We start from the raw sequence: 18,917 nt of genomic DNA, 5'->3' as shown, positions 1-18,917 counted from the left end.
TGCTGCACGAATAGCGAGAGGACTATGCCCCCGATCCTGGTCAGCGCCTGCCTGCTCGGCCTTCAGAGCCGCTATGATGGCCGTTCCAAGCGAAATGAAAAAGTATTTTCATATCTTGCTCAACATGACCTGACACCGGTTCCCGTCTGTCCGGAACAGCTTGCCGGCCTGCCTACCCCGCGGCCCGCAAGCCGTTTCGCCTGTGGTGATGGCGAAAGGGTTCTCGCTGGCACCGGTTCTGTCGTCAACGCGGCGGACAATGATATGACCGATGTCTTTATCCAGGGTGCGCGCGAAACCCTGAAAATCGCCCGGCTCTGCGGTTGCACGCAAGCCCTGCTCAAGGAGCGGAGCCCGTCCTGCGGCGTCCATCAGGTCTATCTCGGCGACAGCATTATCGAAGGCCAGGGGGTTGCCTGCGCCCTGCTCAGGCAAGAAGGGCTGCACGTCTGCAGCGAAGAAGACCTGTAACAGCACGGCCAGCAAAAGGGCCTGGACCTCTTTTTTCGAGCATCAATTATCGTGCATCATCATCACTACGACATTATCATCCTCGGCGAAAGCCTCGCAGCGCGCCTGGCTGCCGTACTGCTTGCCAAAGCCGGCAAAAAGGTTCTGACCTTCCGCCAGCCCAATTCCCCCGTCACGCCATGGCTGTTCAACTCCATCCACCTGGGCCAGGTATTAGATCAGCTCGGGGGGCGCAACTGCCTCACCACCCCGCGCAGACTCCAGGTCATCACAAAAGAGAGCCGGCTCGAATTGCATGGCAAACAATTGCTGGCCGATGAGTTGCGCCGCGAATTTCCCTCATCCCACCAGCAGGTCGCGCGCATCCTGGATTCCCTTGTCACCGTGGGTGCCCGACTCGAAACCCTCCTGCTTGACTGTGGCGGACTTCCCCTGTTCGACCTTGCCGGCCGGTTGCGTTTCCGCCGAAAATTGCTGCTGAGCCGTATTAGCTGGCGGACCCTGCGAAAACCGTTAGCAAGCCTGCTTGATGAAATCATCGATCCGGCGCCGCGCGCCTGCCTGGAGGCGCTTTTTTCAGGCCTGGCCATGGCTTCGACAGACCGTCTGACCATCGCCGAAGGGGCGTTGCTCTGGAGCAGCGCCTGCCAGGCCCAGGGGATCTCGAGGTCTGCCCTCGATGACTTGCTGCAGCGCCGCTATGAGCAGTTTCACGGCGGCTGCGAACCGCTGGAAACCATCAAAGAGATCGGCAGCGACGGCAGAATACTCTTGAAAAGCGACAAAGCCTGCTCAGCCGACGTTCTCCTTGTCGGCAGTCCCCTGGCAGCCAAGGTACTGCCGGAAAGTGATCAAAAACTGTTCGGGGAGCAGCAGCCCCCCTGTCGATGGAAGACATCGCCCATCCTCCTGGGGATTGCCCCGGTGCTGGCATCCCGAGTCATTCTGGCCGATCCGCAACCGCTACGAGTTACCCTGACGCCGACACCAACGGGTACGGTCTGCACAACGGAATCCAGGGCTGCTGTCGGCCTGGCCGCGCCAAACGACGATGAACTGCGTTCACAACTGGCCGGCATTCTGCCCTTTGCATCGTTCAATCTCTTTCCTGCGCCCACCGGCGAAGCAACCGCCGGTGATTCACGCTGGCCGGCCTGCAGTGCTTTTCCGGGCACCGCACAGCGGCTAAGGCTGAGGAAGAATCTGCTGCTTGGCAGTGGGATGGATGCCCTGCCCCATTTGGGCAGCACCGGTGAAATCATGACCGGCTTCGCTTTGGCCAGGCATCTGTTGCGGGCAGACAAGCCGCGGGATTAAAAGCCCCCACCTGCGTATAATTTCCATAAAAAAGGGTTGCAATACGGCCGCAACCATGGTAGATAATTGCGTTCCAAACTTCCAGGAGGATATTAAAGATGGCTAAGATCTGTGAAATTTGTGGAAAAAAACCGACGACCGGCAACAACGTCAGTCATGCACATAACAAAACCCGCAAGGTATGGTATCCGAACCTGCAGAAGGTTAAAGCCGTAGACAAGGGGACTGTGCGCTCCATCAAGGTCTGCACCCGTTGCATTCGCTCCGGTGCTGTGACCAAAGCTCTTTAAACAAAAGAGGGGGAGCCCAACCGGCTCCCCCTCTTTTGTTTATGCGATTCAACCATCCCCTGCCCTAACCGCAGTAGGCGACCCATTCGATCTCCACGGAAACACCTTTCGGCAATGCAGCAACCTGAACGGTTGCCCGCGCCGGATAAACCCCCGCAAAAAAACTCCCGTAAATATCGTTGACCACTGCGAAATCATTCAGGTCGGTCAGGTAGATGGTCGTTTTGACCACCTGCGCGAATGAAAGACCGGCGCCCTTCAGCACCGCCTCCATGTTCTTCATCACCTGCCCGGCCTGGGCTTCAATACCACCGGTCACTACCGTTCCGCTCTTCGGCTCAAGCGGGATCTGACCGGAAAAGTAGACGTAGTCTCCAGCCCGCACCCCCTGTGAATAGGGTCCGATTGCGGCAGGGGCGGCAGCGGTTTCAATCTTTTCGATAGGCATGGAATCCTCCGTGGGTAAACGCCTCAATGGCGCATCCGCTCAACTTTATAAACACCCTTGATTTTCATGATCGCATTAATGACGAGGTTCAGGTGTTCGAGATCCTGAACATCGACTTCAAAAATGTTGACACCGCGGTCATCGGGCGTTGACTGAACCTGGGCACTGGTAATATTGGCCTCACAGTTGGTGATGGCGCCGGTGATTCCGGCCAGCATCCCCTTCTGGTTGACGCAGTGAACGCGGATTTTGGCCGGTCGGGTCGCCTTCTTCTTGCGGTCCCATTCAACCTCGACTCGTCGTTCAGGGTCAAGCTCACGCACATGGGGGCAAACGATCGCATGCACCGTCACCCCGCGGCCGCGGGTGATGAACCCAATCACCGGATCGCCGGGAAGCGGACTGCAGCACTTGGCGAAGCGCACCATGATATCCTCCACCCCATGGATCTTGATGGCGCTCGAGGGCTTCTTGCGGATCTTATCGATAACCTTGCCGATCTTGCCCACCTTGGGACGTTCGGCCTTAAGTTTTTCCTGCGGCACGACCCGGCTGATGACCTGGCCCAAGGGAACCTTGCCGTAACCGATCGCAGCGACCATGTCATCGATGGAATGGAAGCCCAGCTCTTCGCCAGCCGCGGTCAATTCACCGGAAGCCAGCACCCGCTTGAGGCTGCAGTCGTACTTACGCAGCTCCTTTTCCAGCAGTCCACGCCCGAGTTCGACACTCTTCTCACGCAGTTCCTGCTGGACCCAGCTGCGGATCTTGTTGCGCGCCTTGGAAGTGCGGACAAACGCCAGCCAGTCCTTGCTCGGCGTCTGGTTGGGCGAGGTAGAGACCTCGACCATGTCGCCGTTTTTCAACGTGGTCTTCAAAGGGACCAGCTTGCCGTTGACCTTGGCCCCGACACAGCGGCTGCCGACATCGGTATGGATACTGTAGGCGAAATCGATCGGGGTCGACCCCTTGGGCAGCTCCTTGACGTCGCCGTTGGGAGTAAATACATAGACTTCTTCAGGAAAGAGGTCGACCTTGACCGAGTCCATGAATTCCTTGGAGTCCTTGACCTCCTGCTGCCACTCGAGCAACTGGCGCAACCAGCGGAAGCGGTTGTCATCCCGGCCGGTCGCGGTGACTCCCTTGCCTTCCTTGTATTTCCAGTGAGCGGCGATACCCTCTTCGGCGATCTGGTGCATTTCCTCGGTGCGGATCTGGACTTCCATGCGATCACCGTGCGGACCGATAACCGTCGTATGCAGCGACTGGTACATGTTCGCCTTGGGCATGGCGATGTAGTCCTTGAAGCGCCCGGGAATCGGCTTCCACACCGAATGAATGATGCCGAGAACGCCATAGCATTCGCGGATCGAATCGACAAGGATACGAAAGGCGATCAGGTCATAAATCTGATCCAGATCCCCCCCCTGCCGCTCCATTTTCTTGTGGATCGAAAAGAGGTGCTTGGAACGTCCGGAGACACTCCCCTTGATCCCGTTTTCCTGAAGTTTCTCGAAAATGATCGCCTGTACTTCTTCGATGTAACCGCCGCGAGCCTTTTCCTTTTCACTGACTTTTGCCTGCAAATCGGCGTAAGCTTCGGGCTCGAGATAGCGGAAGGCCAGGTCCTCAAGCTCCCCCTTGATCCAGCTGATACCCATGCGGTTGGCCAGCGGCGCATAGATATCGAGAGTTTCCTGGGCGATTTTCTGCTGTCGCGCATCCGGCTGAAAACCGAGGGTGCGCATGTTGTGCAGACGATCCGCCAACTTGATAAGGATAACCCGGATATCCCGTGCCATCGCCAGCAGCATCTTGCGAAAACTCTCGGCCTGGCGCTCTTCGCGGGTGCGGAAGGTCATCTTGCTGAGCTTGGTGACGCCGTCGGCAAGCTCTACCACCTCGTCGCCGAAAATAGTGCGCAGTTCTTCGCTGGTCGTCAGGGTGTCTTCGATGGTGTCGTGCAGCAGGCCGGTAACGATGGTCGGCACATCCATCTTGAGCTGAGCAAGGATGTACGCCACTTCCATCGGATGGGTCAGGTAAGGCTCGCCGGAAAGGCGCATCTGCCCCTGGTGGACCTTGGCGCTGAAAACATACGCCTTGCGCACCGCGTCCAGGTCGGCTCCGGCATTGTAGGAAAGGATTTTTTCGAGGATATCGTCGAGTCGAATCACGGCATTTTACCCGGTGCAGCGACAAAAACGATTGCCGGCAGATATCCGCCGGCAATCGTGTGGGTTATTTCAGGCTGATGCAGCATGTTGACTTTTGCCGTGATAAAACAGGCAGCAACCGGATCGGCCTATTTTTTGCGGGCAGGAATCTCGTACTCGATTTTACCTGCGGCCACTTCACGCAGGGCCAGCACGATTTTTTTGTTGTTGGCCTTGTTTTCAATCAGCGACTGCCCGCCCTTGTACAGCTGCTTGGCGCGCTTGGCCGCAACCATGGCCAGAAGAAAACGATTGGGAATCTGACGCAGACAATCTTCAACGGTAATACGTGCCATTATCTTGGCTCCTTTTAGGAATCGCTTTAAGTATTTTCTATTAGATCCGAAAAGCCGAATTCAGCGGCAACCGAGCCGAGAATCCGGGCCGTACGGCAATTTTCGGCAATGACAATCGCCTTGAATTGATCGAGTGCCACAGCAAAAACATCATTGACCACAAGGTAATCATACCAGATCGCCTCGCGGATTTCGCCCTGGGCGTTGTCGATGCGTCGGGCAATAACTTCGGCAGAATCGGTTCCACGACTTTCAAGTCGTCGTTTCAATTCGGCTAAATCTGGAGGCAGAATGAAAACAAAAACCCCCTGCCGGTAATTGTTTTTGATCTGCGCGGCCCCCTGGCAATCGATCTCAAGCAGGATATCGTACCCGGCGGCCTGGGCATCGTCGAGTGTTCTGATCGCCGTACCGTAGCCATTGCCGTGAACCTCGGCCCATTCGGCAAAAGCCCCGTCGGCTATCATCCCATCGAAAACGTCGCGGGAGACGAAATGATAGTCCTTGCCGTCGATTTCTCCGGAACGGGGCGCTCGCGTAGTGTACGAGACAGAATGCCGCAACCCCGGGAAAAAGTCAATGATCTCCTTGCACAAGGAGGTTTTGCCGGCCCCCGATGGAGCCGAAACGACAAACAGGTTGCCCCCTGAGCGCTGACTGCTGCTATTCACTTGATCCGGACCTCACTGATTACTCGATGTTCTGAACCTGCTCGCGAATCTTTTCGAGCTCGGCCTTCATGCTGACCACGACCCTGGTCAGGTCGGCATCGTTGGATTTGGATCCCATGGTGTTGACCTCGCGGTTCAGTTCCTGCACCAGAAAGTCCATCTGCCGTCCAATCGGTTCAGCCTGCACGAAGAGCCCGCGAAACTGCACCAGGTGACTCTTGAAACGGGTAACCTCTTCGCTGATATCACAGCGGTCGGCAAAGATGGCGATTTCCTGGGCGACCCGCTGAGGTTCGTAATCGAAGTCCTTCTGCAGCTTGGCCAGCCGCGCCTCCAGCTTGTCCCGCCATTCAGAAGCGACTTGCGGCGCCCGCAGCTCAACGCCGACCAGCATCTCTTCGAGCAGGTCGATCCGGGTCTGCATGTCCCGCAGTGTCGCCTCCCCTTCCGCACAGCGCATCTGGCGTACCGCTTCCAGCGCCTGCCCCAGCGCCTGGTCAAGGCAGCTCAGCAGAGCCGACTCATTCAGCTCCCCCTCGCGAATGGTGATCACGTCTTTCTGCGCTGCCAGCAGAGCCATCGGAACGTCACCGGACAAACCGAAGGCCCCGCGCATTTCTTCAAACACCTCAACATAAGCGGCAGCGAGCGGACGGTTCAACGCGGGAACCATCCCCTTTTCGGAGGAGGCGTCCTGGCTGACGAAAACGTCGATCTTGCCGCGCTTGAGCACTTCGGCGACCCTTTTTTTAATATCATTTTCATAGGGGAACAGAAACCTCGGACTTTTAACCGTCACATCGCCGTAACGGTGATTGACCGTCTTGATTTCCACGGCAAGGGCAATCCCCTCAACCTCGGCCTGTCCCTTGCCGTACCCGGTCATGCTTGCAACCATCAGAACCTCACTAACTTTTTTAGATCAACTCGTATTTTTCTGCTTCGGCAAAAGAAGGCGCAACGCTGTCTTTTGCCGAAAGCTGCGGGCGGCGCTCCAGTGGCCACTTGATGCCGATAAACGGGTCATCCCAGGCGATGGAACGTTCATGTTCAGGATAATAGTATTCGGTGGTTTTGTAGAGAAACTCGGCTACTTCAGACAACACCAAAAAGCCGTGGGCAAAGCCTGCGGGAACCCATAGCTGACGCTTGTTTTCCGCAGACAGGTGAACCCCGACCCAGCGGCCGAAGGTATTGGACTTTCTTCTCAGATCGACAGCGACGTCGAAGACTTCCCCCACGACACAGCGGACCAGTTTTCCTTGGGGCCGGCAGATCTGGTAATGCAATCCTCGCAGAACGCCCTGGCCGGACCGGCTGTGATTGTCCTGGACAAAACGGTCTTCCAGCCCGGTCTGCTCCTGCCAGAGGCGCTCGTTGAAGCTTTCGTAGAAAAAACCGCGCTGGTCACCAAAAACTTTGGGCTCAACGAGCAATACATCAGGAATTTCGGTAGCGACCACGTTCATTTAGAGCTGTTCCCGCAGCAGTGTCTCGAGATACTCCCGATAGCTCGATTTGGGCGTATGCTGAATAATTTTGACCAACTGATCTTTATTCAAAAAGCCCTTTTCGTAGGCAATCTCCTCCAGGCAGGCAATCTTCAGCCCCTGGCGCGCCTCCAGGGTACCGATGAAGTGACTGGCTTCAAGGAGGCTCATGTGGGTTCCCGTATCCAGCCAGGCAATCCCCCGCTCCAGCTGCTCAACCATCAGTTCGCCCCGCCGCAGGTACTCCAGGTTGACATCGGTGATTTCCAATTCACCGCGAGCCGACGGCTTGAGCTCACGGGTGATCTGGACCACCTTGTTGTCATACAGATACAGCCCCGGAACCGCAAAATTCGACTTCGGTTTCAGCGGTTTTTCTTCGATGCCGACCGCACGCCCCTGCTTATCGAATTCGACCACTCCGTAGCGTTCCGGATCTTTGACCGGATAACCGAATATCTTGGCCCCGCCGGAAAATTCCGAGACAATCCTGCTGAGCTCCATCCGACCATAAAAAAGGTTGTCGCCGAGGATCAAGCAAACCGAATCGCTGCCGATGAATTCTTCACCCACGATGAATGCCTGGGCAATTCCCTTGGGCTCTGCCTGAACCGCATAACGAAAGCTGACCCCGAACCGGCTGCCGTCGCCAAGCAAGGCCTCGAATCTCGGCGTATCCTGCGGCGTGGAGATGATCAGGATATCCCTGATGCCAGCCAGCATCAGGGTCGAAATCGGGTAATAGATCATCGGCTTGTCGTACACCGGCTGCAGCTGCTTGCTCGCCACCAGGGTGAGCGGATAGAGCCGGCTGCCCGCGCCGCCAGCCAGAACAATCCCTTTTTTAATCATAAAAAAAACCCCCGGTATAAATGGATACGGATCCGTACGGTACCTGACCGACCGTTCGGGCAAGAAATGAGAGCCGTCGACATCTCCATGGACGGCATTTAACCCGCTGGCAGCACCCCATGATACACAATTCAAAGATGAATAGGTTGCATTGCTAACAAGACTTTATTGGGCTTAAATGACATCATTAAACAAGTCAGACTACTTTTTTGCGCTCAGCAAAATAACGGCCCAGAGCATCCTGCCAAACGGGTACTGCTGCGCTGGTTGCGTTGACATATTTTTTGGTACAGAAGACTGAATACGCCGGCCTTGGGGCAGGCAACGGATATTCTTCTGTTCGAATTGGCAACAAGCGGAGAAGACTCAAATTCAAATCCTGTTTATGAGCCTGAGCTACAATTTCTGCAGCAAAGTCGTACCATGAGCACTCACCGCCATTGGAAAAGTGGTAAATTCCGTAATTTGCCCGATTGTCGATCAACTGATGCAGGGCCTCAGCCAGATCGCGAGTAAAGGTAGGCCCTCCGAACTGATCGGCAACGACCCGCAGCTCCTCACGTTCACCGGCTAAGCGAACGATCGTTTCGACAAAGTTCTTACCGCCGGGGCCGTAGAGCCAGCTGGTGCGCAGAATGTAATATTCTTCAAGACCGCTGTTGGCAATTGCCATCTCGCCGCGCAGTTTTGAGCGACCGTACTCGGACTTCGGCCGCGGGGCATCCGCTTCCCGGTATGGGGTTGTCTGGGTACCATCAAAAACGTAATCGGTTGAAAAATGAATCAGCACTGCGCCGACAATCTTAGCGGCCTCGGCAAGAAAACCGGGACCGTCCCCGTTGACTTTGTGGGCCAGGACAGGTTCAGATTCACATTGGTCAACATTGGTATAAGCCGCACAGTTGACAATTATATCGGGTCGAGCAGAACCAAGGACCTGCAGCACAAGCTCGCGATCAGTCAAATCGAATTCGGGTAGGTCATAAGGCAGAATCCTGTAGAAAGACGTGCAAGACTCGCGGACAGCCTGCGCCAGCATCCCTTTGGAACCAATGAGAGCCATTCGTTGGGGGGGCATCTACTTTTCTCCGTACATCCGCTGATAGTAGTCCTGATAAGAACCGTCGAGAACGTTAGAAATCCAATCGCTATGCTCGAGATACCAGTCAACGGTCTTTCTGATCCCCTGTTCGAAGGTCATGGCCGGCTGCCAGCCCAATTCCTGCTTGATCTTGGCGGCATCAATCGCATAGCGATGATCATGACCGGGGCGATCTTTGACATAACGGACCAATGTACGGCGCGGTTTGCCGGACGCCAGCAGGCCGACCCGCTCGTCAAGCAGGTCGCAGACAGCATGCACGATCTCGATGTTCTGTTTTTCGTTATTGCCACCGATATTGTAGGTTTCTCCAAGATGCCCATGCTTAAGAACAGACCAAATCGCTTGACAATGATCGGCGACATAAAGCCAGTCGCGCACATTTTTCCCATCGCCGTAAACCGGCAGTTCCTTTCCCTGCAAGGCATTGTTGAAAACCAGCGGGATCAGTTTTTCGGGAAACTGGTACGGACCGTAATTGTTGGAGCAGTTGGTCGTCACCACGGGCAGTCCGTAGGTATGGAAGTAGGCGCTGACCAGGTGATCGGAAGACGCCTTGCTGGCCGAATAGGGAGAGCGGGGGGCATAGGGGGTCGTTTCGACAAAATAGCCGGTTTCGCCGAGGGACCCATACACCTCGTCGGTGCTTATATGTAAAAAACGGTGATTCGTGACCGGTGACCGGTGATTCGAGTCAGAATCAGAGAGCCATGCCTTGCGGGCGGCCTCAAGCAATCTGAAGGTACCGACGATGTTGGTCTGAATGAACTCAGCCGGGCCTTGAATGCTGCGATCGACATGGGACTCGGCTGCAAAATGAATAACCGTACCGATCTGCTCTTCGGCAAACAGCTGTTCCAGCAAGACGGCATCGCCGATGTCACCCTGCACAAAACGGTAGCGAGAGTCCTGTTCGATATCGGCAAGATTAAGCGGATTGCCGGCATAGGTCAGTTTGTCGAGGTTGATCAGTCGTATGTCGCGGTTCCCTGCCAGGACAAAACGGATGAAATTGGACCCGATAAAACCACAGCCCCCGGTGACCAGAATAGTGCGCATCATAATATCAGAGACTCCAGTAAACCAATTCCGCATTTTCGATTTCCTGCCGGGAACGGATCGACTTGACATCGATGACCACCCCCTGCCCATTGCCGTTGGAGCACAGTTTTTTCAACTGCTCCACCGACAACTCCTCATAGGCCTTGTGCGCCACGGCAAGCACCAAAGCATCAACGGCGCCAATGTGTTCCAGACTGCAGAGCTCGACACCGTATTCCGCCCGTGCTTCCTCGGCGGAAGCCACCGGATCATGAACCAGAGTCTCGATGCCGTACTCGCGTAACTCGCGGACGATGTCGATTACCTTGCTGTTGCGGATGTCGGGAACATTTTCCTTGAAGGTCAAACCAAGGATCAATACCCGGCTCCCCTTGACCGCCTTGTCTGCATGAATAAGTTTTTTAACCGTGTTTTCGGCGACGTATTTACCCATCGAATCGTTGATGCGCCGACCGGCGAGAATCACCTGAGGATTGTATCCTACGGCTTCCGCCTTGAAGGTGAGATAATAGGGATCGACCCCGATGCAGTGGCCACCGACCAAACCCGGAGTGAATTTGAGAAAATTCCACTTGGTTCCGGCCGCAGCCAGTACGTCCCTGGTCGGGATGTCCATTTTGTTGAAAATGATAGCAAGCTCGTTCATCAGGGCGATATTCAGATCACGCTGGGTGTTTTCGATGACCTTGGCCGCTTCTGCGACCTTGATCGAGGAAGCCCGGTGCACCCCTGCGGTGACTACCATCTCGTAGACCTTGGCTACGGTCTCTAACGTTTCTTCATCCTGGCCTGAAACCACCTTGACGATTTTGTCAACCGTGTGGACCCTGTCACCGGGATTGATCCGCTCAGGCGAATAACCGACCTTGAAATCGACGCCGCATTTGAGCCCCGATTCCTGCTCCAGCACCGGCACACAGATATCCTCGGTAACGCCGGGATAAACCGTCGACTCGTAAACAACTATCGCCCCAGCAGACAGGTTACGCCCGATGGAACGTGACGCCGACACGACAGGTGTCAGATCCGGCTTGTTGTGGTCATCGATGGGAGTTGGAACCGTGACAATAAAAAAGGAGACGTCCTTAAGCCGTTCGGCACTGGTAGTATAGTCAATAGCCGTACAGGCAAGCTCTTCGGCGGTCAATTCCCCTGTTTCATCAAAACCGTCCCTCAGTTGCTTGATCTTTTTAATGCTGATATCGAAACCGACTACCTTGGCTTTATGTCCGAATGCTGCCGCCAGAGGTAAACCAACATAACCAAGGCCGATTACGCCAACTGTTGCGTTACCTGATTGTATCGCCTTGAAATCAACCATCACCAGAACCTCCAGAGGTCAGTTAAAAAAAGTGGGTATCAACACCGGCAGTCAGCCGGGTTGCTGTATTGGAGAATATAGTCGACAGCTTTCGGCAAGTCATCGACTACGGCCAACGCACCGGCGGCCAATGCCCTGTCGGTTTCGCCTGCACCGTATCCGGTCAGCACCAGTATCGAGGCACAGCCGGCCGAGCCCCCCGCCTCGATGTCGGCAAGTTTATCGCCAATCATGTATGACTGCTTGAGATCGATCTTCAGTTCGGCAGCTGCCTGAAGCAGCATGCCCGGTTTCCCTTTTCGGCATTCACAATCGATCTTCAGTTCCCCCACCCCTTCAAGAGGATGATGGGGGCACAGGTAAAAGGCGTCGATTGTTGCTCCGTCCAATTCCAGCTCCCGCTGCAGATGTCGGTGCAACAGATCGACGTCCTCGCGGGTAAAATACCCGCGAGCCACCCCGGACTGGTTGGTCACCACAACAACGAGATAACCAGCATCGTTGAGTCGGCGGATGGCCTGCGGAACGCCATCGATAAACGTGAAATCCTCAGACCGGTACAGGTAATTCTTTTCAACATTGATCGTACCGTCGCGGTCGAGAAAAACAGCCTTGTACACAGCCTATTTTTCTCCGTACTGGGCGAGGATTTTTTCGATGATATTGGTGGTCGACTTGCCGTCGACGAACTGGATCAGCTCGACCCGTCCACCGTAGCCCTCGACCACATCCTTGCCGACCACGCCTTCAGGATTATAGTCCCCCCCTTTGACCAGGATGTCAGGCCGCAGGGCGCTAATTAACTCCAGAGGTGTGTCCTCGTCGAAGACCACCACGTGGTCGATGCAATCGAGGGCGGCCAGGATATGGGCCCGTTCATTTTCCCCGATAAGCGGGCGATTCGGCCCTTTGAGCCGGCGGATCGAATCGTCAGAATTAAGCCCGAGGACCAGCAGGTCTCCCAAGCGCCGAGCCGCTTGCAAATACTTGACGTGACCAACATGCAGCAGATCAAAGCAACCGTTAGTGAAGACGATGCTGCGGCCACGCTCCCGCTCCCGATCAAGGATGTTTTTGAGCACTTGACACCCTTTGATTTTAAGATCGGTATCGGGATGAGCATCGCCGGCGGCCTGCAGTATTTCCTGCGGAGATACCGTGGAGGTGCCGACCTTGCCGACCACTACTCCGGCGGCCAGATTGGAAACCACAGCAGCCTGTTCAAGGCTCAGCCCCGCCGCCAGACCCACGCCGATCACCGACAGCACGGTGTCGCCGGCGCCAGAAACATCGAACACCTCCCTGGCCTCGGTTGGCATGTGCAATTCCCGCCCATCGCGAAGAAACAGGCTCATCCCTTCTTCGCTGCGGGTCAGAACCAGAGCATCGAGATCGACATTTTGCCGCAAACTACGGCCGGCCTGCAGCAGGGAGGGTTCATCCACGATTGCAACGCCCGAGGCCTTCTGTGTTTCTTTACGGTTTGGCGTCAGCAGGGTCGCTCCGCGATATTTGCCATAATCATCCCCCTTGGGATCGACCACCACCGGAACCCCTTTTTCGCGTCCGATGGCAATCACCGATTGCAGCAACGGTTCGGTCAGAACCCCCTTAAGGTAATCAGACACCAGAATGACCTGGAACCGGTCTGCAACGCTGCGGATATGAGCCAGCAGTTGCTCAGTCAGAGCGGAATCGATCGACTCGCGAGATTCACGGTCAATCCTGAGCATCTGCTGATTGCTGGCCAGAACCCGCGTCTTGCGACTGGTCACACGCCCCGAAGCCATGAAGACCCCATCAATGGCAATCCCCTTGGCCTCCAGCATGGCACGCAGACAACGCCCATCGGTGTCATCGCCGAGAACGCTGACAACCTGGACATGGCAGCCGAGGGCAATCAGATTGTTGACCACATTCCCCGCGCCGCCCAGCCGCAGATCTTCCCGCCCGATATCCACAACCTGCACAGGGGCCTCGGGGGAAATGCGCTCGGTTTTACCCCACAGGTATTCATCGAGCATCAGATCACCGATAACCAGAGCCCGGACATTCTTCAGGCGTCCCAGGAATTCTTCAATTTCTATGCGATTCATTTAAAAACCATAGTGAATGTAATTTTACCCATTGCCGAGTCGATCAAGAACGGCGGCGGCAAAAAAAGGAATGTTGATCTCATGATGACCGGTGATGGTATACCCCTTGCCACTCCCCGAAGTCGGACGCTTGACGACATTCTGGAGCGGACGATAGTGCTGAATCATGTCAAAATTCGCCGTACTGAATCCATCGACATGATAACCGAGATTCTGGGCGATGGACAGAGCTTTGAGGAAAACCTCGGGGAGCAGAACCGCGGAACCGACATTCAGCCATACGCCGCCATCGCCAAGGTCGGCGACCACCGAGGTGAGCAGCCGGAAATCGCGGGCCGACATCTCGCCCGTCACCGCCCCATCGAACTCCGGATGCTGATGGATGATGTCGGTGCCGATAGCCACGTGCACCGTAACCGGAATCCTCTTCTCCACGCAGGCAGCCAGCAGGCTGTAATCACGGTAGGGATGCTCTCCATCGACGATACAACGTCCGATCGCCTCGCCGAAGCCGATCCCCTGCGCCATCGCCGCCTTAAGAGCACGATTTATGCCGCCGCCAGTCTCCTCAGAAAAACCGAACTCGCCGGTATGGAGCACCGCACCGACATCCTCGGAGGTGGCACCGACCAGAGAGACTTCGAAGTCGTGAATCGATGCTGACCCGTTCATGGCCACGGCAGTGATTACCTCAGCTTCGATAAGCCTTTTCAGCACCGGCTGCAGGCCACATTTGATGACGTGGCCCCCCAGGGCCAGCACCACCGGTCGGCCCTTGCTCCGAGCTTGCACCACAGCGTCAACCACACCGCGCAGGGAGTCGGCGCCAAGCAGGCGAGGCAGCGTGTCGAAAAAATCGCCAAAAACCATATTTGCCTGTGGCGGCCGGGCAAAATGCTCACCAACATTTACTTTATTGTCACGAGTTGCGATTGAATAAGTGGTGACGTTTTTCAAATCAACAGGTCGATAGTCTTTCATGCGTAATTTCCTTCCGAGCCTAAGTCACGAGTCGCCGGCCACTGCCCTTGCTTCGCCAACTTGCGAAGCAGCGCCTTACCGGCAGTGGCTTCCCCTTCGGCGAAGGAGAGGTTGTATTGTCTGAACCGATCGGTCCGGCAGAACGGAGTCAGCCAAAACTGCTCGGTTAAGACACTTCATCCCCCCTCTGCGGCCGAGCAAAGAGCCCCTGTTCGACGAGATCGCACACCAGGTGGATGATGGTCACATGGGCCTCCTGGATGTACGGAGTGTAGCTACTGGGAACGGTCAGCGCGATATCAACCAGAGGGGCAATGCGCCCGCCATCCCGGCCGAGCAGCCCCACGGTGGAACATCCACCTTCACGGGCTGCCTCTAAGGCACGGTAGACGTTTTCGGAGTTACCGCTGGTCGAGATCCCTACCACCACGTCACCCGGACAAACAAGCGCCTCCACCTGGCGACGAAAAACCTCATCGAAACCATAGTCATTCCCCACCGCCGTAAGAATGGAGGTGTCGGTGGAAAGCGCAACAGCCGGAAGGGCGCGGCGTTCCATCAAAAAACGACCGATCAATTCAGCGGCGAAGTGCTGAGCATCCGCGGCAGAGCCGCCATTCCCCATGATCAGGACCTTGTTTCCCTTCTCGAAAGACTCGGTCAACACCTTGGAGAATACCTCGATCAACCCCGATAGCGATTTTGCAACCGCATCGAGAACCAGGGCGTGCCCGGCAAAGTGATCAGCTATCTTTATATCCATTAAACATCTTCTCCTTATGGCCCCCCCAGGGGTCAGTGCAAATAACGGATCGACGCGTCGGCAATCAGGGCCCGCAAGCGGTCGTTGATTGCCTCGATGCTGCGCGGGTCGACCCGATATTCGTTCTCGGCGATAGCCCTGGTCATGAGTTCGTTAATCGCTGGGGAATAATGGGACACGTCCTTGTAGTTGCCAAGATCGGCAATGATCTTCTCTTCGGCCTGAAAGTCAAACACTTGCACGTTATCCAGATTGGCGACGGCCGAGACGACATACTGCTTGAAAAGAAGAAAATCGTCAAGAAGCCCTTTCTCCCGGCAATCGAGCCACACGAGAACCGAATATGGGGGAAAGAAAAGATCGAATCGCACTTCCGGATTTGCCCGAAAATGATCAAGAAAGTTAGCGTCAAAACTCTCCTTTAGCACCTTCACGGAAAAATCGGCGGTTACCGCATTTTTGTTAAAGTTTCCTGTCTTCCAATCCTCAAGGACTTGAACACTGCCGAAGTCAAAGCGGTCCCCCCAGTATCCATAGTTATCCATCTCCAGCTTCCTGGCATCTCTTCCTGCCAGCGTAGATCGTATAATGTATTTGTAGAATATCAGAGTATCGAGGCTCAAGAGGTATTTTAGATCGTTGAAAGGGTCGTCATCGTATAGATAAAATGGAATGCTCCCCTCCCCTCCAGAAAGTCGCTTCGGAGCGCCCTTGAAGGAGAAAAGGTCGAGCCCGAACAGAACGCGACGGACCTTGCCGGTCCTCAGCGCCGTATCGAGCGTGAGACTCTGTTCATAGGCACTTGACCCTGGGATAGGCAATTTCACCGAAACCGTATTGAGGATGGAATCAACCGCCGATGGTCGAAAGTTTTGGATCATCGAAGAGCCAACGATCACCGTATCATACTCGAAGGTTTTGGCGATGCCAGGGTTAAGGTACCGCTCTTCCTTGAAGTAGGTGCGATAGAAGGACGCCTTGCGAAAGTGTTGAAACGGGTCCACGACGAAATTGCTTATCATGATCCCGAGCAGTAAGGCCAAAATCAACATCAGTGTGCGATGTACCCATTTTCTGTAGTTGGACATGGTCAACCTAAAAATTGAAGTAGAGGAATTCGGCCATCTTTGTGAGATTGAGCAAGCCAGCTATCAGTACCGCCGCGACAAGTATCATGTATCGGAATGAAGGACGAAAACGTTCCTTCAATTCCATGGAATTCGGGCCCAAGAAGGCAACCAAGGCAAAGATGAGGACCATAAAAACGGTATGGTCTGAGCCACCGATATTTTCCAGATATTTTCCGAAGGTCACACCAGCCGGCGCTAAAGTGGCGAGGCTCCCCTGCAACTTTTCTGGCAGCATAACACCGGTGAGGCCAACCATGCCGCGAAAAACCTTCATGGCATCATCGAAGGTTGTGGCTCGAAAAAAAACCCATGCACAATGAACGAAGAGGAAGGTCACCGACCATCCCAGCCAACGGGGCATTTTCAGCCCCATCGATTGCCAGAATCTATGAACGCTGGTACCGATCCCATGCATCCCCCCCCACAACACAAAGGTCCAGCCGGCGCCATGCCACAAACCACCAAGCAGGAATGTGAGAAACAGGTTAACGTAGGTGCGAGTCTCTCCGTGCTTGCTCCCCCCAAGGGGAATATACAGGTAGTCGCGAAGCCATCGGCTCAGGGTCATGTGCCAACGGCGCCAGAAATCCTGAATATTGACTGCCTTGTAGGGGGAATTAAAGTTGAGAGGCAGACGAATATTGAACAGAAGAGCCGACCCGATTGCCATGTCGGTGTAGCCACTGAAATCGAAGTAAAGCTGAAGAGTATAGCTCATGGAAGCTGCCCACGCTTCGACCAGGTTGAGAACCGGAGCCTGATCGAAGCCCGCAGTTGCCCAAACCGCAAAGCTGTCAGCTATGCCGACCTTCTTGAACAGTCCGAGAGAGAAAATCATCAGTCCGACGGCAATGTTGCGGTAGTTAACCAAGCTGTTCCGCAAGCTGGCGAACTGGGGCATCATCTCCCGGTGATGAACGATGGGACCAGCGATAAGTTGCGGGAAGAAAGAGACAAACAAGCAATAGTTGAGGAAGTCATATTCCCTCGTCTCGTTCCGGTAGCTATCGACGAGATAAGCAATTTGCTGGAAGGTGAAGAAGCTGATCGCAAGGGGAAGGACCAGGTGCAGCAGAGGCAGACCGGCTCCGGCCCAGTTGAGGTTGGCGATAAAAAAATCGGCGTATTTATAGTACCCGAGCAGACCCAGGTTGAGAAGTATCCCGAAAAGAAGTAAGCCCTGAGGTGAGACAGTCAGGCGCCCCGCCCCCTTCTCAGCGGCACGGGAGAGCGCGGTACCGATACCGTAATTGACCAACATCGAACCCAAGATAATGGGTAGGTATACCGGGTTCCAGTAGGAGTAGAAGAAGAGTGACGCCAGAACGAGCCACGCCTTGGCAGCGAGCACCAGGCGCATCCTGTTGAGAGCGAAATAGACAGCGGCGACCACCGGGAAGAACAGGAAAATATAGATATAAGAATTAAAGAGCATAGCGTTGGTCGCGCCCCCCCTGAACTTTCCGCGAAATGTATCCGAGGCTAGGCATCCTTAAAAGCCCGGTATACGTAAAACCTTTAAAATACGCGAGATCTTACCAGACTTTCTAAAGGAAAGTCCTTTTTTCTGTTTATCAAGAATCCAGTAAATATTCTTTTTTTTCTTATCAAGACAGTAATCATCAAGTAAATCGACGAAATCTTCCTCGTCAAACACCCAGAGATGGTTTTCATCGGGTCTCCTATTCTTGTATGGTGTTGCTACGATCAAAACTTGGTTTGTAGCAGCAATGAGATTTTGCAACGCCAAAACCGGATCTGATACATGTTCAAGTGTTTGAAGGCAAATTACATTGTCATACTTTCCCGTAAAGGAATCCTCAATATTGTGGATAAAAAAATCGACAAATTTGAGGCATGGTTTGTTTCTGCACTTATCAATTGCATATTCGGAAAAATCTGATCCTGACAAATGTGTCACATCAGGACAATGGGTTTGCAAAAACATGAAACCATCACCAAGAGCGCATCCAACATCTAGCAATGAGCCATTGAGGGCCGACAGGTCAAAAACCCTTGAAAGTCCAATGTAATCTTTATTCCGCCAGCCATCGCCTTTGCTTTTAAAAAACGAATCCCACCCATTTTTCTGATAATCGACAAAACCTTCTACTTTCCTCATAAATACCCTCCGAGTCTTCAAAAAAGCCAACTTATAAATATGATGTTCTCTCAAAAAAGATTCAGGCTGCGAGCTGCATGAAATGGTAGTGTCCGTATAGTGGGGTCGGTCGTCAATAGTGGACACCAAACTCCTGAGCAGCTCTTAGCTCTTTGAAATATTTCCGCTCGTAGGCAGCTGGCGAGAGATAGCCCAATCGCTTCTGGCGCCGTTGGCGGTTGTAGAAGATTTCGATGTACTCCGTGATCTCCCGCACCGCCTCTCTCCTCGTAGCATAGCGGCGGTGATG

Annotated in this window: 21 protein-coding genes; 3 read left to right on the top strand and 18 right to left on the bottom strand. The window is 54.5% G+C overall.

Annotated features, from left to right (window positions below):
• Window positions 1–24 precede the first annotated feature (24 nt).
• The 3 genes from ABYV89_RS00315 (at window position 25) to rpmB (ending at window position 2,078) form a co-directional block, all read left to right on the top strand.
• Window positions 25–471: a DUF523 domain-containing protein gene (locus tag ABYV89_RS00315; protein WP_432820912.1), complete on the top strand. Its 447-nt coding sequence runs from the start codon at window positions 25–27 to the stop codon at window positions 469–471.
• Window positions 472–522: 51 nt separating this feature from the next.
• Window positions 523–1,788: a hypothetical protein gene (locus tag ABYV89_RS00310; RefSeq protein WP_432820911.1), complete on the top strand. Its 1,266-nt coding sequence runs from the start codon at window positions 523–525 to the stop codon at window positions 1,786–1,788.
• Between the two features lie 98 nt (window positions 1,789–1,886).
• Entirely contained in the window at window positions 1,887–2,078 is a 192-nt protein-coding gene (gene rpmB, locus ABYV89_RS00305) for a 50S ribosomal protein L28 (protein ID WP_432820910.1), read from the top strand.
• 64 nt (window positions 2,079–2,142) lie between these two features.
• Here the strand turns inward: rpmB and ABYV89_RS00300 are convergent, their stop codons facing one another.
• The 18 genes from ABYV89_RS00300 to ABYV89_RS00215 all read right to left on the bottom strand — a co-directional run.
• Window positions 2,143–2,526, bottom strand: a complete 384-nt coding sequence (locus tag ABYV89_RS00300; protein ID WP_432820909.1) for a RidA family protein — start codon at window positions 2,524–2,526, stop codon at window positions 2,143–2,145.
• 23 nt (window positions 2,527–2,549) lie between these two features.
• Entirely contained in the window at window positions 2,550–4,703 is a 2,154-nt protein-coding gene (locus ABYV89_RS00295; protein WP_432820908.1) for a RelA/SpoT family protein, read from the bottom strand.
• A 128-nt stretch (window positions 4,704–4,831) separates the two neighbouring features.
• On the bottom strand, window positions 4,832–5,038 hold the full coding sequence (gene rpoZ, locus ABYV89_RS00290; RefSeq protein WP_432820907.1) for a DNA-directed RNA polymerase subunit omega: 207 nt from the start codon (window positions 5,036–5,038) through the stop codon (window positions 4,832–4,834).
• Between the two features lie 26 nt (window positions 5,039–5,064).
• Window positions 5,065–5,709 carry a guanylate kinase gene (gmk, locus tag ABYV89_RS00285; protein ID WP_432820906.1) on the bottom strand — a complete coding sequence of 215 codons (645 nt, stop codon included), beginning with the start codon at window positions 5,707–5,709 and terminating at the stop codon, window positions 5,065–5,067.
• Between the two features lie 19 nt (window positions 5,710–5,728).
• Entirely contained in the window at window positions 5,729–6,607 is an 879-nt protein-coding gene (locus ABYV89_RS00280) for a YicC/YloC family endoribonuclease (RefSeq protein ID WP_432820905.1), read from the bottom strand.
• A 19-nt stretch (window positions 6,608–6,626) separates the two neighbouring features.
• Window positions 6,627–7,178: a dTDP-4-dehydrorhamnose 3,5-epimerase gene (gene rfbC, locus ABYV89_RS00275; RefSeq protein ID WP_432820904.1), complete on the bottom strand. Its 552-nt coding sequence runs from the start codon at window positions 7,176–7,178 to the stop codon at window positions 6,627–6,629.
• On the bottom strand, window positions 7,179–8,051 hold the full coding sequence (gene rfbA, locus ABYV89_RS00270; RefSeq protein WP_432820903.1) for a glucose-1-phosphate thymidylyltransferase RfbA: 873 nt from the start codon (window positions 8,049–8,051) through the stop codon (window positions 7,179–7,181).
• 196 nt (window positions 8,052–8,247) lie between these two features.
• Window positions 8,248–9,129 (bottom strand): dTDP-4-dehydrorhamnose reductase, encoded by an 882-nt coding sequence (gene rfbD / locus ABYV89_RS00265; protein ID WP_432820902.1) that lies wholly within the window; start codon window positions 9,127–9,129, stop codon window positions 8,248–8,250.
• On the bottom strand, window positions 9,130–10,212 hold the full coding sequence (gene rfbB / locus ABYV89_RS00260; RefSeq protein ID WP_432820937.1) for a dTDP-glucose 4,6-dehydratase: 1,083 nt from the start codon (window positions 10,210–10,212) through the stop codon (window positions 9,130–9,132).
• 7 nt (window positions 10,213–10,219) lie between these two features.
• Window positions 10,220–11,536: a nucleotide sugar dehydrogenase gene (locus ABYV89_RS00255; protein WP_432820936.1), complete on the bottom strand. Its 1,317-nt coding sequence runs from the start codon at window positions 11,534–11,536 to the stop codon at window positions 10,220–10,222.
• A 38-nt stretch (window positions 11,537–11,574) separates the two neighbouring features.
• Complete coding sequence (gmhB, locus tag ABYV89_RS00250; protein ID WP_432820901.1) at window positions 11,575–12,156, bottom strand: D-glycero-beta-D-manno-heptose 1,7-bisphosphate 7-phosphatase; 582 nt, start codon at window positions 12,154–12,156, stop codon at window positions 11,575–11,577.
• Between the two features lie 3 nt (window positions 12,157–12,159).
• Complete coding sequence (hldE, locus tag ABYV89_RS00245; RefSeq protein WP_432820900.1) at window positions 12,160–13,632, bottom strand: bifunctional D-glycero-beta-D-manno-heptose-7-phosphate kinase/D-glycero-beta-D-manno-heptose 1-phosphate adenylyltransferase HldE; 1,473 nt, start codon at window positions 13,630–13,632, stop codon at window positions 12,160–12,162.
• Between the two features lie 24 nt (window positions 13,633–13,656).
• Window positions 13,657–14,613: a hypothetical protein gene (locus tag ABYV89_RS00240; RefSeq protein WP_432820899.1), complete on the bottom strand. Its 957-nt coding sequence runs from the start codon at window positions 14,611–14,613 to the stop codon at window positions 13,657–13,659.
• Between the two features lie 166 nt (window positions 14,614–14,779).
• The gene (gmhA, locus tag ABYV89_RS00235; protein ID WP_432820898.1) at window positions 14,780–15,376 is read right to left on the bottom strand and encodes a D-sedoheptulose 7-phosphate isomerase; all 597 of its coding nucleotides are present in this window, start codon (window positions 15,374–15,376) and stop codon (window positions 14,780–14,782) included.
• Between the two features lie 32 nt (window positions 15,377–15,408).
• Entirely contained in the window at window positions 15,409–16,464 is a 1,056-nt protein-coding gene (locus ABYV89_RS00230; protein ID WP_432820897.1) for a hypothetical protein, read from the bottom strand.
• Window positions 16,465–16,471: 7 nt separating this feature from the next.
• The gene (locus ABYV89_RS00225; RefSeq protein WP_432820896.1) at window positions 16,472–17,941 is read right to left on the bottom strand and encodes an MBOAT family O-acyltransferase; all 1,470 of its coding nucleotides are present in this window, start codon (window positions 17,939–17,941) and stop codon (window positions 16,472–16,474) included.
• Between the two features lie 57 nt (window positions 17,942–17,998).
• Entirely contained in the window at window positions 17,999–18,628 is a 630-nt protein-coding gene (locus ABYV89_RS00220; protein WP_432820895.1) for a class I SAM-dependent methyltransferase, read from the bottom strand.
• A 112-nt stretch (window positions 18,629–18,740) separates the two neighbouring features.
• Window positions 18,741–18,917, bottom strand: a 177-nt coding sequence (locus tag ABYV89_RS00215) for an IS3 family transposase (protein WP_432820935.1), incomplete at its 5' end; no start/stop codon positions are given.

The sequence above is a fragment of the Trichloromonas sp. genome, assembly GCF_041583255.1.
GTDB lineage: Bacteria > Desulfobacterota > Desulfuromonadia > Desulfuromonadales > Trichloromonadaceae > Trichloromonas.
The sequence above is the reverse complement of the archived record's forward strand: the minus strand, read 5'-3'. Positions and strand labels throughout refer to the sequence as shown.

Excerpts from the sequence above, each read along its gene's own strand:
- rfbC (WP_432820904.1), bottom strand. The coding sequence starts at position 7,178 with ATGAACGTGGTCGCTACCGAAATTCCTGATGTATTGCTCGTTGAGCCC.
- rpmB (WP_432820910.1), top strand. The coding sequence starts at position 1,887 with ATGGCTAAGATCTGTGAAATTTGTGGAAAAAAACCGACGACCGGCAAC.
- gmhA (WP_432820898.1), bottom strand. The coding sequence starts at position 15,376 with ATGGATATAAAGATAGCTGATCACTTTGCCGGGCACGCCCTGGTTCTC.
- ABYV89_RS00255 (WP_432820936.1), bottom strand. The coding sequence starts at position 11,536 with ATGGTTGATTTCAAGGCGATACAATCAGGTAACGCAACAGTTGGCGTA.
- ABYV89_RS00300 (WP_432820909.1), bottom strand. The coding sequence starts at position 2,526 with ATGCCTATCGAAAAGATTGAAACCGCTGCCGCCCCTGCCGCAATCGGA.
- ABYV89_RS00280 (WP_432820905.1), bottom strand. The coding sequence starts at position 6,607 with ATGGTTGCAAGCATGACCGGGTACGGCAAGGGACAGGCCGAGGTTGAG.
- rpoZ (WP_432820907.1), bottom strand. The coding sequence starts at position 5,038 with ATGGCACGTATTACCGTTGAAGATTGTCTGCGTCAGATTCCCAATCGT.
- hldE (WP_432820900.1), bottom strand. The coding sequence starts at position 13,632 with ATGAATCGCATAGAAATTGAAGAATTCCTGGGACGCCTGAAGAATGTC.
- rfbD (WP_432820902.1), bottom strand. The coding sequence starts at position 9,129 with ATGCCCCCCCAACGAATGGCTCTCATTGGTTCCAAAGGGATGCTGGCG.
- ABYV89_RS00315 (WP_432820912.1), top strand. The coding sequence starts at position 25 with ATGCCCCCGATCCTGGTCAGCGCCTGCCTGCTCGGCCTTCAGAGCCGC.
- ABYV89_RS00225 (WP_432820896.1), bottom strand. The coding sequence starts at position 17,941 with ATGCTCTTTAATTCTTATATCTATATTTTCCTGTTCTTCCCGGTGGTC.
- ABYV89_RS00230 (WP_432820897.1), bottom strand. The coding sequence starts at position 16,464 with ATGTCCAACTACAGAAAATGGGTACATCGCACACTGATGTTGATTTTG.
- rfbA (WP_432820903.1), bottom strand. The coding sequence starts at position 8,051 with ATGATTAAAAAAGGGATTGTTCTGGCTGGCGGCGCGGGCAGCCGGCTC.
- ABYV89_RS00220 (WP_432820895.1), bottom strand. The coding sequence starts at position 18,628 with ATGAGGAAAGTAGAAGGTTTTGTCGATTATCAGAAAAATGGGTGGGAT.
- ABYV89_RS00240 (WP_432820899.1), bottom strand. The coding sequence starts at position 14,613 with ATGAAAGACTATCGACCTGTTGATTTGAAAAACGTCACCACTTATTCA.
- rfbB (WP_432820937.1), bottom strand. The coding sequence starts at position 10,212 with ATGCGCACTATTCTGGTCACCGGGGGCTGTGGTTTTATCGGGTCCAAT.